Source organism: Sphingobacterium paludis, assembly GCF_004364125.1.
Lineage (GTDB): Bacteria > Bacteroidota > Bacteroidia > Sphingobacteriales > Sphingobacteriaceae > Sphingobacterium > Sphingobacterium paludis.
Window position 1 is genome coordinate 321,471 of the sequence record NZ_SNZV01000001.1, and the last position, 16,331, is coordinate 337,801.

Genomic DNA, 16,331 nt, shown 5'->3' on the forward strand with positions numbered 1-16,331 from the left:
ATTAACATGGTTAGGAATTCTGGTTTATAATGTCAAAGCTGTTTAGCGTTGATGGCAAAAAAAACACGTCCGACAAGAACATCGTCAAATTTTCGAGACAGCGCGCTGCTATCAATGAAAGTTCGCCTAGATCCGCTTAAAAATGGATTGTAAAAAATTTTACCGTGTACGCTAAACAGGTTTATAACGATTCAAAAATACGGTAACGATTATGTTGAGCGGCAATGTGTGGTACATCATTTATACTTCAAATTGCTGTATTTCGAGCGTTTTGTTATATTTGACCTACTTCAAGAGTACATCATACCATCATTTATAAGCCGTGTCATGAAGTATTTAGACAAACTAATAGCTATTCTGTGCCTTATTTTTCCGCTTACGCTATTCGGACAAAATCCGCTTGGTGTGCCGATGGTTCATCACTACAGCAAAGGTGTTTTTCAGGGCGGTAGTCGCACTTGGGATATTAAGCAAGATAGCCGTGGGGTGATGTATTTCGCTAATAACGAGGGTTTGATCACTTTTGATGGGAAATATTGGAAACGATATCCCTTGCCTAATCACACCATTGTACGATCAATTGCCATTGATCAGCATGACCGTATCTATGTTGGCGGGCAGGGCGAGTTTGGCTACTTCGAACCCAACGACAGGCATGAACTGACTTATTTTTCGCTAAAAGCCCTGCTTCCTAAAGGGCAAGAGCAATTTGCCGATGCCTGGAATACCATAGTTATAGATAACGCCACTTTTTTTAGAACGACGCAGGGTATATTCGAGTACCGCGACGGACAGATAAAGGTCTACCCGGCTAGCGTGAGTTGGGAGTTCATGGGAAAAGCGGGTAATCAGTTGTTTGCGCAAGATGTACAACATGGACTGCTGAAGTTTTCACAAGGAAAGTGGCGAACGGTGCTGAAAAAAAACGATTTTGATCAAAAAAAAATAGCCGCTATGGCCGTGTTGGGTAATCATAGTTTGCTAATCAGTACCCTTACACAAGGTGATTACATCCTGCGCGACAGTAGCGCCGTATTGCTTCCTGCGAGTAAACCGCCATATGAATTGTATACGCCCTCCCTGTCCATTATTAATACGAAAGAATATGTTGTGGCGACGGCCTCTGAAGGTTGCGTCATTCGGGATGAGCAGGGAAGCGTTTTACAACGATTGGGGTTGGCAGAGGGCTTACAAAACAAGAATGTAAGCACTGTTTTTGTCGATCGGCAGAAAAATATTTGGGCAGGAGTGGACAATGCCATCGTGGTGATCAGTTATGGAAGTGCGATCCGCTATTTCCGTCCAAATCTTGAAAACGATGTCACGGGATATTCTGCTTTGGTTTTCAATCATAAATTGTACCTAAGCTCGTCAAATGGCGCGTATGTAACCACCCTCCAGCCACAGCATAAAAATCACAGCCTATCGGCCAACAATTTTCGTTTGCTTGCCGAGAGCGACGGCGGCGAAGCGTGGCGTCTGACGGAGGTTAACGGTCAGTTGATTCTTACCCACAACAGGGGCTTGTTTACCCTGGAGAATGACCGTGTCGTGGCGCTTAAGCCTGGCGCAGGGACCTGGCTTCCGTTGCCGCTGTCTGCGGTTTATCCGGTCGATCGGGTTTTACTGGGAACCTACTACGGGCTCGACCTCATGCAATTCAAGGGCGGAAAATTTGAAAAGGTGACCACGTTAAAAGGGAAAACTGATTCTTACCGCTTTTTGGAATTGGATAACCACGGCGGCATTTGGGCATCGCACCCTTATCGTGGTATCTATCGTTTGACTATTTCGAACGATGGTAAGCACTATGAAGCGCGCCTTTTTACAGAAAAAGACGGCCTTCCGTCGAGTTTTCAGAATTATGTATTCCGGATAAAAAGCCGGGTTTTGTTTACCACGAGGAATGGCGTTTATGAATTTGATCAGCATAAGCAACAGTTTTTACCCGCGAAGGATTATCAGGATTTTTCAGGGCTGCCCATAAAATACCTGCAGGAGGATCGTGACGGAAACCTTTGGTTTTGCAGCGAGAAGAAAATCGGCGTCGCCTACCGAAATACAGCCAACCCGGGCTATCGGATCGCCTATCTGCCGGAATTAGAAGGCCATCAAACCTCCGGGTTTGAAAATATCTATCCCTATGATCGGAACAATATCTACATCGGTTCGGAAAAGGGAGTTATTCATATCGACTTCGAAAACTACAACGCTGTGAAGCAAAAGCCGAAGGTATTGCTTTCATCGATCAAAGCGACGGGGGGGCGGGATAGTATATTGTTTGATGGCTATTCACGTCATAGCAGCAAAGGGATTACGGCGGGCAGCACATCGGAACCTCAATTGCCTGCAACATTTGATTCTTTTCTATTTAAGTATGCCTCGCCCAGCTATGGTATCCATGGGCATATGGCGTATAGCTATTGCTTAGTAGGCTATGATAAGGAATGGTCTGCTTGGGGTACAGAAACAGAAAAGGCCTATACCAACTTGCCGAATGGCAGCTACACCTTTAAGGTCCGTGCGAGGAATAATCTCGCTGAGGTGTCGGATGTGGCAGCGTACAGCTTTGTAATCCGCCCGCCGTGGTATAAGTCGATCTGGGCAGTGGGACTCTATTTGTTTCTATTTCTTTTTCTGGTGTATGCACTTGTCATCTGGCAAAAAGGCACTTGGAAGAAGCAGCAAGCGGCTTTCAACAAGAAGCTAGCACAGCTTCGCTACATACATCAGCTGGAAATTGAAAAAAATGAAAAGGAAATTGTGAAGCTGCAAAATGAAAAGCTCGAGCACGAGGTGCTAACCAAAACGAAAGAGCTGGCAAGTACGAGCATGCAACTGATGGAAAATACCGGTGCATTGAGCAAGCTTCGTGTCGAACTCGCCAAACTGGAGGTGGGCGAAGACGAAAGCCGAGATTTAAAAAAAATTACGTCCTTGCTGAATGATGTTGAAAAAAATAGTAGCCATTGGGATCAGTTTGCTAGCCATTTTGATGAACTCAACGATGGTTTTATGCATCGTCTGAAAGAAAAAAATCCGGCATTGTCTCGAAATGATCTAAAAGTATGTGCGTATTTACGTCTTAACTTTTCGACGAAGCAAATTGCACAACTGCAAAATATCTCCGTCAGGGGAGTGGAAATCCACCGCTACCGGATTCGCAAAAAATTAGGTATCGATAGCCAGATGTCCACGTCTGACTATTTGAGCGGGATTTAACCTTGCTAGCCATGATGTCACGGCACACAGGGATCGATACTGCGCCGAGGACGAGCTATAACCACCTGCATTCATCCCTAACATAAGAGGTTGTTTGTGATTGTTTTTTCTTTTGAGTTTGAAATATATGTAGATTTATTTACCTTTGGACAGCACGGAAGAGCGATCGCATTTTCTGTGCTGTACAACAATTATTACGCGCATTACGAATAACTACACAATATTATGAATTTCAGTACTCGCCTGTTTTATCTTTTTATTTCCTTCACCTCTATCGCCATTTTACTGGGCGAGCTCGCTTATCGTATCAGCAAATTTATCGCGGATTTACTGTAATAGAGGAGGGGTAGTATCGCTAGATCAGGTGTTCCCGCGTCTTTTGCTTGGCTAGGGTGACGCTTGGCATAGAAGAAAGAGATTGGCTTATTGCCAACCTCCTCCCAATGATTTGTATAGATTAATAGCGGCATTGAATTGCTCCTTTTGCGATTCAATAAGCTCAAATTTGGCTTCAATCGCGTCACGTTGCGTCATTAAGACCTCCATGTAGTCGGCATGGGCCGAGTTGAACAGGTCATATGATATCTGGACGGATTCGGTCAATGTGGACACCTGTTTGTCCTGCAAGGTATTGATCTGTGCTATGTTTTTGATTTTGGCCAATTGATTCGCGACTTCCACATAAGCGTTCAACAGTGTCTGCTCATAACGCAGTACCGTTTGGATCTGATTGGCGTTGGCGTTCAGATATTCCGCTTGGATTGCCCTCTTATTCACCAGCGGGGCAATGAGGTCGCCTGTTATGGAGTAAATCAATGACTGCGGCGTTTTTAGAAGATAAGCTGGATTAAATGCTTGGTAGCCCAGGTTGGCTGATATGCCTAAGGAGGGGTAAAACTTAGCTTTGGCAACTTTGACGTCTAATTTTGCTGCGGCCATAAGGAGCTCTGCTTTGCGTACGTCTGGCCGGTTGTCCAGCAGTTGCGCGGGAAGCCCCTCCTGAACGGTCGGCAGATTTATATGATCAAGGCTGCTTGCTTCGCGAGCGATATGTTGTGGATACTGCCCCACCAGATAATTCAGTTTGTTCTCGGCTTCCACAATCTGCTGATCGATTTTGTAGCGCATACTCTGGGTCTTAAATACCTCGGCTTCGAATTTCTTCACAGCCAGCTCGGTGACGCGCGTGGCGATTTTCTGCAATTTAACCAATTCTAGTGCATCAGACTGCAGCTTCAAGTTTCGTTCCACGAGCATCTTTTCCTGATCCAGTGCCAACAGCTCGTAATACAGGTTTGCGATCTCAGCAACAAGATTGGTCACCATAAAGTTTTTGCCTTCCACGCTTGCCAGGTACTCCAGTTGCGCTTCTTTAGCCGCATTATGTAGCTTGCTCCAAATATCAATTTCCCAATTGGCGAATAGTGTAGCTCCGACATCGGGCATAGGGTCTGGGTTTTCCCGTCCTTCACGAATTGACACCTGCCTTTCCGTAGCTCCCCAGGTTGTATATTCGCTGCGCTTTTCGACGCCGCCGCCCACCCTCGCGCCGACGAAAGGGAGATATTCTCCCTTTCGCGCTCTAATTTCATTGGCGGACATGTTGATTTCTTGCAACATAATATTGAGCTCTTGGTTATGACTCAGCGCGGAGTCAATCAAATGGCGTAGACTTGGGTCAGTAAAATAGGTTTTCCAATCCACCTTTGCACTGTTAAGACTGTCTGTTTTATCGGTGTAGGAAGTTGGCAGATCAGCGGTTGAGGCGGTCCTCTCTTTGATCTTCGGTACGCCGCATCCGATAAAGGCCATGCAGGAAGCCGCAATGACTATATTGTTAATGCTTGTTTTCTTCATCGTTAGTGTTGTATTTCTTCCAGTAAAGGGTTTTCAATTTCTTCGAGTAGCGGTTGTTCACTTTCATATTTAATCAGTTTGCGCTTGCCCGCTATGCTTCCAAAGATGAAGTATAGCCCGGGCACGATAATGACGCCAAAAATGGTTCCGAGCAGCATTCCTCCGGCTGCGGCGGCACCAATGGTGCGATTTCCGATAGCACCGGGGCCATGCGCAAAAATCATCGGTATCATCCCGGCAATGAATGCAAACGAGGTCATTAAGATAGGGCGGAATCGCACCCGCGCGCCTTCGATGGCAGCCTTATAGATCGTCATGCCTTCCGCGTGTTTCTGCATCGCAAACTCGACGATCAGTACGGCATTTTTACCCAAAAGCCCAACCAGCATTACCAAGCCTACCTGTGCATAGATATCGTTGGCCAAGCCCAGTATTTTCAATAATAGAAAGGTGCCGAAGATTCCGGCCGGCAACGATAAAATTACCGATAGCGGTAGGACAAAGCTCTCATACTGGGCGGCAAGCACGAGATACACGAAACCTAAAACGATTAAAAAGATATAAATAGCTTCGTTTCCGCGGGCGGTTTCATCTTTTGTTAAGCCTTCCCAACCGATATCGTAGCCGCGCGGGAGCGTTTGCTTGGCTACCTCTTGAATGGCCTTGATGGCTTCGCCTGTGCTATAACCCGCTGCCGGCTCGCCTTTAATGGCCGAGGAAGGATACATGTTATACCGGGTAATCTCGTTGAGGCCATGCGTCTTGGTCATTTTCATAAATGAAGAGTAGGGAACCATCTCGTCTTTATTGTTTTTAACGTAGAGCTTCATGACATCTTCCGGAAGTGCTCGAGATTCCGGCGAGCCCTGAACATATACCTTGTAGAAGGTACCAAAACGAATGAAGCCTTGCTCGTAGGTGCTACCGATTAAGATCGACAGGTTATTCATCGCATTTTCAATGTTCACCCCTTTCTGCATGGCCGCTTCGTTGTCGATCTCCAGCTCATACTGTGGATAGTTTGCACTAAAGAAGGTAAACAAGCCGGTCAGTTCCTTACGTTTTTCGAGGGCTTTCATAAACTCGTCGTTTACTTTTTCCAGTTCCTTGTAGTCGTCGGAGTTGGTTTTGTCCAACAAACGCAAAGAAAAACCACCTGCAGCACCATAGCCGGGAACGGCGGGCGGACCGAAAAATTCTATCGTTGCGCCGGAGATTTCTTTGGCTTTCACCTCCAGTTCCTCTATGATCTCGGGTACGCTTTCTTTTCTTTCCGACCAATCTTTGAGCTCAATCAAACAGGTTCCCGCGTTGGATCCGCGACCTTCGGTCAGTACCTCATAGCCGGCCAAAGCTGTCACGGAAGCGACTCCATCAATGTGTTCGGTAATTTTTTGCAGTTGCCTAGCTACATCGTTCGTACGTTCCAACGTAGATCCCGGCGGCGTTTGTACGATGGCGTATATCATACCTTGATCTTCGTTGGGGATAAAGCCGCTAGGCAGCGTGCCAGAGATCCCAAAAATGCCGATGGAAAAAGCCGCAAGGATCAGAAAGGTAAACAACCTCCGGTTGACGATTTTTTTCAGGAACAGCGCGTAGCGTAGGTTTAGCCGATCGAAGCGCTTGTTAAAGGCGTCGATAAATTTATCGATTGGGGTTTTCTTCTTAGCTTTGCCATGGTTGTTTTTTAGGATCATGGCGCAAAGCACCGGCGTTAGGGTCAGCGCAACGAAACCAGAGATGACGATGGAGCAGGCCATGGTAATGGCGAACTGTCGGAAGAAAACGCCCACGGGACCGGCCATAAAGGCCACCGGGATAAAAACAGCTGTCATCAACAAGGTGATGGCAATTACCGCACCGCTGATTTCCCGAATAACTTCAACAACCGCTTGGTAGGGCATAAGGTGCTTTTCGTGCATCTTGGCGTGTACGGCTTCTACGACAACAATGGCGTCGTCGACCACCACGCCGATCGCCAACACTAAGGCAAACAGCGTGATGAGATTGATCGTTAAGCCAAACACCTGCATGAACATAAATGCACCGATCAAGGAAACCGGGACCGCGATAGTAGGAATTAGTGTAGAGCGCCAATCACCGAGAAACAGGAAGACGACGAGGGCAACTAGGATAAACGCCTCAACGAGGGTATGCACCACTTTGTCAATGGAGGCATTTAAGAAATTAGATACATCATAGGTAATTTTGTAATCCATACCTGGCGGGAATGATGCCGCTTTTATTTCTTCCAGTTTGCTTTTAACCTCTTTGATTACGTCATTGGCATTACTGCCGTAGTTTTGTTTAAGCGTGATCGATGCCGATGGAAGCCCGTCAAGGTTGGAGTATATATCATAAAATTCGCTACCAAGTTCAACGGTGCCAATATCTTTTAGTTTCAGGTTTTCACCCTCTGCGTTGGCACGGATTATGATGTTTTCGTACTCCTCTATCTTATTGTATCGACCTTTATAGGTCAGCACATATTCCAGTGATTGTGACCGTTTGCCGGTGCTTTGCCCAATACGTCCGGGAGTCCCGATGATACTCTGTTGGCTCATCGCTTCCATCACCTCATCCGTCGAGACGTTGTAGGCGCGCATGCGCTCCGGATTTAACCAAATGCGCATGGCATAAATGCGACTACCCAATATTTTAGCACTACCCACGCCGTTCAGCCGACTGATTTCTGGAATAACATTGACGTTAGCGAAGTTGTACAGGAATTTCTGATCGGCATGCGGGTCTTTACTGAATACGTTTACATACATCAACATATTTGGTGAAGTATAGCTTACCACCAAACCTTCCCGCTGCACCAGTTCGGGCAAGCGGTTGGTAACTTGTTCGATACGTGTTTTGACGTTTACCATAGCTTGGCTTGGATCCGTACCCAAGTCAAAATACACCATGATCGTTGCTTCGCCGGCGCTGGTGGCGTCGGATGTCATGTATTTCATGCCTGGTGTACCATTGATGGATTTTTCCATCGGAATCAATACCGACTCCGTCAACACATTGGCGCTGGCGCCGGGATAGGCTATGTTAACAACGACTACCGGGGGCGCAATATCCGGAAACTGGGAGATAGGGAGTGAGCTGATCGCTAAGATCCCCATGAATATAATAACGATAGATAGCACAATGGCTAGTACCGGTCTTTTGATAAATTTTTCAAACATAATCTACAGATTTTTGATGCATAGCGATGTCTTGCTATTCGCTTGGCAATACAAGACTGGATAAAATATGCCGTGGCTCCTTGTAGTCAAATTGGATCTTGTCGCCATTTTGTACTTTGCGGATGCCTTCCAGGAGAATCTTTTCATCACCTTTTAAGCCACTGTGTACAATGTAGAGGTCGGGGAGTTCTGCCCTTACCGTGATCGGCGTAAGGTGTACTTTCCCGTTCTGATCGACCACGTAAACATATTTCTTATCCATAATCTCGAAGCTTGCCTTTTGGGGGATGATAATTGCGTGTTGCATCGGGATCGACATCAGGATCGTTCCGGTTTGGCCATTGCGCAGCAGGTTATCTTTATTGGGAAAAGTAGCCCGGAAGGCGATGTTTCCAGTTTCATTGTTAAAATCGGCTTCGATGGTTTCCACCTTTCCGCTCTGATTGTAGACATCGCGGTTAGCGAGCATCAGTTGAACCTGGTCGAGGTTTTGCTCGCTTTTGTGTGCTTTGTAATCTAGATACTCGGCTTCTGGCACATTGAAGTAAACCCACATGGTACTGTTGTCTGAGAGGTTCGTAAGCAGATCACCTTCATCCACTAAGCTACCCAGCTTTAAATCCAGATGGTCGATAATGCCATCATACGGAGCGGTGATCTTGGTAAAGCCTAGATGAACGGATGCTAGCTCCATTTCGGCTTGTGCGCGTTTCAATTTGGCTTTAGCCATCGCGAGCTCATTTGGCGCGACCACATTTTTATCGGCGAGCGTTTGTATATTTTGTAGTTCAATGTTCGTTGCTTCGGTTTCTGCTTGGGCCTTTAGGTATTCCGCGTTATAAATCTTGGGCATGATCTGGAACATCAGTTGACCCTTATGTACAAACTGGCCTTCGTCTACCAATACCTTTTCCAGATACCCGCGCTCCTGTGAACGCACTTCGATGTGTCGGATAGAGCGCACCTGGCTTACGTATTGCTTTACAATGGTGGTGTCTGTAATTAATGGGGAGGAAACAAGAAAACGAGCGTCTTCTTCTTTTTTGTTCTCATGGTTGTGGCAACTCGCCAGTGCGAATAATGCAGCGCAGCCCATAAGCATGACGTTTTTTTTCATACGAATGTTGGTACTTGTAGTAAATAATATGAGATATGGATTAAAGCGACAGCAATTTTGTCTATCGCGTGCGCACACTATACATGTCTAAAACGTACGGTTGATGTGCATCGAGGGGGGAGTAAACTGCTAAATGCGGAAGTGCTGCAGCAAGATAAAACGTTCGCTATCGTAGCACGTAAACAGCACAACATCAAGCGGGGCCGATTTGCTATTGTACAGTAGCGAAAAAAGACCGAACCTGATGTTTTTATAAAGCAGATCTGCTACAAGTGGAAAAGACAGCCCATCATTCGTGTTTGATTGCTTGACATCGCTTTCCTCAGTTTTTTCAACCGCGCGATCATCGATATGATGCGGTTTTTTTTTGCCTTTCTCCCAATGGAAGGAAGCGGTATTAACCGATTTGTTCCCGTAATTGACAGAATAGGAGTGGTTAAGCCCAACGAGATGTTGGTTTTTTACGGATGCCATGCAAATAGTCCAAACGCCGCCGATGAGGAGCATCGACAAGGATAATATTGATATGAATTGAGCTATCCGTTTGTACATTTGCCAGCAAAAATAAATAAAAGGTTGAAATACGCATGTTAAATTTTTGTAAAATACCTTTTGTATAGTTTTTTTTACGAAAAGTAGGTCATCCCGTCTGCTGTATGGCCTTCATTTCAAGTACTTATATGTTTTTTTCACCCGTTTGTGGTAGAATACTATCATTCGGGTACACCAACCAGCGAGACAAACAAAGCGGCGTAACATACCTACATGGTTATCGTTTTGCGTGCAAGCGGCGTTTATGTCATCGTTTAACCATGTACTTCTATAATTTCAAGAAAACTATTTTTCGTTATGCAAACGATTGCGTGAAATTATTTATTTGTATGATATATATAATTTCATATATTGTGTCGATTATTAGTTGCATAGCGTAAATATCTCAATTTGATTTGTTTTTTTGAGATTAACATAAAGGATTGTTCCGGGGAGGAAACGCTAAGATCGTTGTGTTGTTTAACAGGTACTCATGAATCCGGTGAGGACGATTGAGTACCTAAACAATCAGGATCTTCATCAAGCGGGCCTTTAAAAGCGTACTGATAAAGATATTTGACTTCTTATTGGAAGTCTGGCGGCTTCTGGTGCATGGGACAGGGCCGCCTTTCTTTTGCAACCGGTTGTTCTTACGTCGCATTTTGTATTTCTTGTTTTGCAGCGTTGTGAAATGCCCGATGTAATCGTATCATTTCACCTCATTGCGTTACGCGTGTCGACCAGTTATGCTCGAAAAGTAGTTGGTTTCTTGCTTTGTCTGAAAATATGCTTTACACTTTTAAATTAAATAGTCGATATTCGTATTTTATTCACACACTTTGTTATGAATTATAGCGCGTTAATTGCGAAAGCTAAAGGTTATATTCAGTTACATTTTGCTGGCAAGAATGGTATTTATTGCTTTCACGACAAAATACACACCACTGAAGTTGTATCTGCCGTGGAAGAAATGGCCGATTACTACATGCTATCGGATGAAGAGCGCTTTGTGGTCGTTTGTAGTGCTTATTTCCATGATACCGGCTATCTTCAGGGAGGCAGTGCTGGGCATGAAGCGCGTAGCGCGAAGAACGCGGAGTTTTTTTTGACCCAAGAGCAGGTTTCGGAAGAAGTGAAGACGAAAATTAAGCGCTGCATATTGTCTACAAAAATGCCGCAATCTCCCGAAAATTTATTAGAACGCATTCTCTGCGATGCCGACTTGTTCCATTTGGGTACAGCGTCTTTCAGTGAGCGCAACAAGCTTATGCATAAAGAAGCAGAAGAGGTGCAAGGTGAGAAGATAGACAAAGCATTATGGCGGGGGATGACCATTATGTTATTGAAAAACCATCACTATCATACTGATTACGCGCAAGAGAAATTGGGCGAAAAGAAGCATGAAAATTTAGAAGAACTGATGAAGAAAGAGGGGAAATCCAAAGAAAAGGATGAACGTAATAAAAGACCTGAGCGGGGAATAGAAACCATGTTTCGTATCTCTTCTTCGAATAACCAGCGATTGAGCGATATGGCTGATAACAAAGCGAATATTTTGCTCACGGTCAATTCCATCATTCTATCTATGGTTGTTGCCGTTCTTTTGCGCCGTCTAGATAACGACCAGCACTTGGTGTACCCGACCATTTTTTTAATGGTGGCCGTTGTGTTGACGATGATCTTTGCTATTTTATCGACTATACCCAAGATTCCAGACGGTCGTTTTCACACGGAGCAAGTTAAGCAGAAAAAGGTCAACCTACTCTTCTTCGGTAACTTTTACCGCATGAGTTACACTGATTATGAAGAGGGTATGGGAAAAGTGATGTTGGACAGCGACCTGCTCTACGGTATGTTAACCAAAGATGTCTACGCCCAGGGCGTAGCTTTAGGAAGGAAATATCGTTTGCTACGTTACGCCTATGGCATTTTTATGTTTGGATTGACCATATCTGTAGTGGCATTTAGCTTTTCTGTAATGACCCTCTAACCTGCACCTAGCGGCGCGGGGGCGTCGAGGTAGCAAAAGCAACTAACACACCTGGTTATGATCTAGCTTGCATAAAAAAAATAAACGAGCTCACGAAATAATTAGTCACTTATGAAGAAATCTGTTGGATTCATGTTGATTGCCGTTGGTGCTACGGTCCTCACAGGCAGCAGTTGTCGTTTTAAAGGCAGTTCTGCGGGTAAACCGCACGACTCGTCGGTCGCCGCATTTCCTTATCCCATCAAGCCGGATAGCGTTTTTACGATGCCAAAGGCGTTAAAGGAAATTTCTGGAATAAGCTTCGACCCGGTTCGTTCGCGGACAGCCTATGCTATCCAAGATGAAGATGCTGTTTTGTTTACCTACGACTTCAGTCGAAGAAAGGTGGTTGCAACATCCACATTTGGGAAGCCCGGCGATTACGAAGATATTGCAACGGATGGCAGGTTCTTTTATGTGTTAAAGAGTGACGGAACGGTGTATACCTTTCCGTTCGCGCCGCATGGCAACACCATACAGGCGCAGGAAATAAAAGGGCTGGTACCGGAGGGCGAGTATGAATCCATCGCTATTAATCCGCTCGATCGTTTACTTTATGTGTTGTGCAAATCTTGCAAGCTTGATAGGCAGCAAGGAACGTTGACAGGCTATGTTTTAAAAGCGAGTGATGATGGAAATTTAGAAACAATTGATCGGTTTTCCATCGATGTGAACTTGATTACAGCACTTGATCCCACTATTAAGAAAAGGATTCGTCCATCTGCGATGACGAAACGCGTTTCTTCCGATGAATGGTATATTCTTTCCTCTATTGATAGAATGGTTTTGCTAACCGATGCGAACTTTAAGCCCCGAAAGATTGTGCGCTTTTCGCATGCAGATTTTGAGCAACCAGAAGGAATAGCGTTTGATCAAGATGAAAATTTGTACATCGGCAGTGAAGCTGGCAAAACGAAGGCCGGCAAAATTTATCAATTCAATAAACACCGCTAATGCGTATTCTATATTTAATCGTCTTTATTGGCACTTGGAACCTTGTTTTTGCGCAGCAGATCGAGCAGCGTATACTATTCATTGGCGATGCAGGCGAAATTAATCCAATGCAAAAAAGCTTGCTTGTTGATGCCGCTGGACTTGTCATTGCCGGCAAGACCCAGGTGTTTTTTCTTGGCGATAACATTTATCCGGTGGGGATGGGACTGGAGGAGGAGAAGGCCCAGCTGACCGCGTCCATCTTGCAATCCCAGTACAGTGGTTTTATAGAAAGGGATGTGCCGGTTTCTTTCCTGGCGGGAAATCATGACTGGGATAAATCCGGTTCATTGGGTTTAAGGAAGGTTATTGCTCAAGCCAACTTTCTAAAATCACAGCATAATAGCTTGTTGAATTTTGTGCCGGAAGCCGGCACAGCAGGACCGGTGGTAAAAAAGTTTTCTGACCGGGTGACCGCCGTTTTATACGATAGCGAGTATTGGCTCTTTCCTCATCATGCCAATCCCGACTCTGCTTTGGAAGGCGAGGTGCGAAAGCAGTTTTTTGCCGACATTGCCACAGCGATCCGCGAAAATGAAGGAAATGCGATCTTGTTCATTTCGCATCATCCCTTACGCTCGTACGGCGAGCACGGGTTAACATTTTCCTGGCGCGATCACCTCTTTCCGCTTACCCGCATATGGAAGCCCGCCTATCTTCCGCTCCCCGGCGTTGGCTCTATCTTCCCACTCGTACGTTCTACGGTGTTGAATAGTGCAGAAGATCTAAAGCATCCGGTTTATAAAAGATTTATTAGGGATATGCGGCAGGCGGTGGGGACACATAAAAATATTGTCTTTGTTTCAGGGCACGACCATGGATTGCAATGGATTGTTGATCAAAATTTTCGACAAATCGTTAGTGGTTCTGGCGCGAAATCATCCATCATTCAGCCCAGTAAAGCGTTGAAGTATCAGCATAATCAACAAGGATTTTGCGTGCTGGATTGCATGGACGACGGCAGCTTAGATCTGTCGTTTTATATTGAAGATAAGGGACGTACTACAAAAGCTTTTCAACAAATCATCTATCCTAATTAACAACCTATGTTTTGCCATTCACTACCGTTAAACAATAATGTAAACCCTTCAGAAGAGCAGGTTAGCGTCTTGTCTTTGGAGCCCCTCATTCGGTTTTTGCGCGGATGTATAGGCGAAGGCGATCAGTATGCCACGGTACCTTCTTTCGTCTTAGCATTGATAGAACAAGCAGATAAGCAACACGGCGCCTTGAAGCCGGACAATCTTCAGCAATATGCGTCAGTGTTTGACAGTGTACGCTACCTTAATCGCACCATTGATCTGCCAGATAGTGATATGTGGGCGATAGGCACTGCATTGGGCGACCGTGCATTCTATGGAACGACTGCATTTAAAGAACGGCTACTATCAAAACTAGATCTTGACCATGTGCCCTACATGTATGGACATGATTTTGATTTTGAGAATAGGCTGCTTTATGTATTGATTTTGGAGCGTTGTTACGGTTTGCCAAAGACCGTAGCACGGAGGCTATACCGCTTCGAAATAGCAGGGGTGTCACATTATGTTGAGCTAAGTGTTGATTATGCCTTTGTCGATGTTACCCCTTTGACTGATTTGCCGGTTTTAGATATGGCATCTTTTCGAGATCGGGAGATTAACGGCTTAGAAGATCTTGCTCCGCTATTGCAGATGTTGGATCCTCGGAAATTTGTCTTCACAGGATTTTCGATTATCCGTTTTCATGATAGGAATAAGGAAGCCATCATCGAAAAGTTGCAGACGGTTTTGGGAAATCTGCACGGATATGAGACGGATGATTTCAATGATACCCTGCGCGATATTTTAATGAGCGCTTTAGGGTCGGAAGCCATCCACTCCTCCTTTTTTCCGGTTTTGGAACTAAACGGTTATCCGGTTTTGAAGACTGAATTTGCTCGGGATAGCATTTTTTTGAGTGACCTCATTGCTCGTGAGCTTGGCGATTGCCAAAGTGAGATATTTGATTTTATACGAAAGCCCTTTACCATTATTTTTGGTGTAGAGGAAGGGCTGGACACGCAAGAACCTGAATTAATTCATCTGCTTCGAGCAGCCAACCTCTCCGCATATATGTGTATTCCGCTAAAGCATAATAAAAATCTGGTGGGCTTCTTGGAGGTATATAGTCATGCTCCTTTTAAAATGAGCAGGGATGTCTTGCTGCAGATGAAACCTTTTTTGCCCTATTTGGCACAAATTGCTTACGAGCTTTTGGTGATATTTAAGCAACGGCTTGATCGGATCATCCTGACCAATTACACGGCACTACAACCCGCCGTGCAATGGCGATTCAATGAGGTGGCCGCTAAGTATCTGGGCAAAGCGCCGACGGGAAATTATGCGCTACCGCCAGACCCCGTGCTGTTTCCGAATGTTTATCCGATCTATGGTGCTATTGATGTAAAAGACTCCACAAAACTAAGAAACAATGTGCAAAGGCGGGAGGGGCTAAGGCGTTTGGGTGTGTTGCAGCATATGGAGTCTAATCTTCAAAACCGAAACGAGGAAACGTATCTGCGGTGGAAAGGCAAGCTTGTGCAGTTGCAGGCGTGGCTGTCTGAGGAACAGGTGGATCGGTATCTTTCTGACGTGCAATACTTCTTCTATCGCGAGATGCCGCAACTCTTGCATGAGGCAGCTCCATACCTGCGCGAAGACGAGGATCTTATCGATCAATTGGGCTGCGTTTGGGAAGATCAGCAGTATGTGTTTAACGATAAAGCCGATGTTTTTGACCAATCCTTGCAGCAGATCAATAGCATGATCAAGCAGGAGCTGGATGGTTTAAATGACTACGTTCAACAGCTTTTTCCTTCTTATTTCGAAACATTCCGTACGGATGGTGTAGAGTATGATATGTATATCGGTCAGTCTATCACGCCGACGCAAGCTTTCGATAAACGTGTTTTAAAGCAGGTACGGAAGAGGCAAATTATCAGCATGGTTGGTATTGCCGAGAAAGCGGCAACGATGAAATCGAATCTTCCTATACCCTTGGAGACCACACAATTGATTTTTATACATCCGCATGAGATCAGTATCAGTTTTCGGACGGATGAGAAGCGCTTTGACGTAGACGGTGGGTATAACGTACGCTACCAAGTGATAAAAAAACGTATCGACAAAGTGCGCATCCATAATTCCTCGGAAAGGCTTGTCAAACCGGGCACGGTAGCCATTGTATATACCAGCAGTATGGTGGAGGCGGAGTTGAAAGAACTGATCGATGAGTTAATCGCCGAGGGTGTTATTATCGCTGATGTTACTTACCTGGAACTGGAGGAACTTCAAGATGTGATCGCGCTGCGTGCGCTTCGTTTACAAATTGTCTGACGTCTACTGCTAGGTACGCATATTGAGCTTTACGACAA

At 45.2% G+C, this 16,331-nt stretch carries 9 protein-coding genes; 5 read left to right on the top strand and 4 right to left on the bottom strand.

Translation table 11 applies throughout. From position 1 onward, the window contains the following. Positions 1-327 precede the first annotated feature (327 nt). Positions 328-3,222, top strand: coding sequence for a triple tyrosine motif-containing protein (locus tag B0I21_RS01405; RefSeq protein ID WP_133638550.1), 2,895 nt, complete (start codon positions 328-330; stop codon positions 3,220-3,222). A 423-nt stretch (positions 3,223-3,645) separates the two neighbouring features. On the opposite strand, the gene B0I21_RS01410 is transcribed toward B0I21_RS01405, so the two are convergent. The 4 genes from B0I21_RS01410 to B0I21_RS01425 all read right to left on the bottom strand — a co-directional run bounded on the left by B0I21_RS01410 (position 3,646) and on the right by B0I21_RS01425 (position 9,858). Then, positions 3,646-5,079 carry a TolC family protein gene (locus B0I21_RS01410; RefSeq protein ID WP_133638551.1) on the bottom strand — a complete coding sequence of 478 codons (1,434 nt, stop codon included), beginning with the start codon at positions 5,077-5,079 and terminating at the stop codon, positions 3,646-3,648. Positions 5,080-5,081: 2 nt separating this feature from the next. Further along, the gene (locus tag B0I21_RS01415; RefSeq protein ID WP_133638552.1) at positions 5,082-8,267 is read right to left on the bottom strand and encodes an efflux RND transporter permease subunit; all 3,186 of its coding nucleotides are present in this window, start codon (positions 8,265-8,267) and stop codon (positions 5,082-5,084) included. Between the two features lie 34 nt (positions 8,268-8,301). Beyond that, positions 8,302-9,384 carry an efflux RND transporter periplasmic adaptor subunit gene (locus tag B0I21_RS01420; RefSeq protein WP_133638553.1) on the bottom strand — a complete coding sequence of 361 codons (1,083 nt, stop codon included), beginning with the start codon at positions 9,382-9,384 and terminating at the stop codon, positions 8,302-8,304. Positions 9,385-9,513: 129 nt separating this feature from the next. Beyond that, positions 9,514-9,858: a hypothetical protein gene (locus B0I21_RS01425; protein ID WP_133638554.1), complete on the bottom strand. Its 345-nt coding sequence runs from the start codon at positions 9,856-9,858 to the stop codon at positions 9,514-9,516. Between the two features lie 901 nt (positions 9,859-10,759). Here B0I21_RS01425 and B0I21_RS01430 point away from each other — a divergent pair. From B0I21_RS01430 to B0I21_RS01445, 4 genes are all read left to right on the top strand, one after another. Then, positions 10,760-11,905 (top strand): Pycsar system effector family protein, encoded by a 1,146-nt coding sequence (locus B0I21_RS01430; RefSeq protein ID WP_133638555.1) that lies wholly within the window; start codon positions 10,760-10,762, stop codon positions 11,903-11,905. A 111-nt stretch (positions 11,906-12,016) separates the two neighbouring features. Beyond that, a complete protein-coding gene (locus B0I21_RS01435; RefSeq protein WP_133638556.1) occupies positions 12,017-12,898 on the top strand; it encodes an SdiA-regulated domain-containing protein in 882 nt (293 codons plus the stop codon). Next, positions 12,898-13,977, top strand: a complete 1,080-nt coding sequence (locus B0I21_RS01440; RefSeq protein WP_133638557.1) for a metallophosphoesterase — start codon at positions 12,898-12,900, stop codon at positions 13,975-13,977. The genes B0I21_RS01435 and B0I21_RS01440 overlap by 1 nt, the downstream gene beginning before the upstream one ends. Before the next feature lie 6 nt (positions 13,978-13,983). After that, positions 13,984-16,293: a hypothetical protein gene (locus B0I21_RS01445; RefSeq protein ID WP_133638558.1), complete on the top strand. Its 2,310-nt coding sequence runs from the start codon at positions 13,984-13,986 to the stop codon at positions 16,291-16,293. The last annotated feature ends 38 nt before the right edge of the window (positions 16,294-16,331 follow it).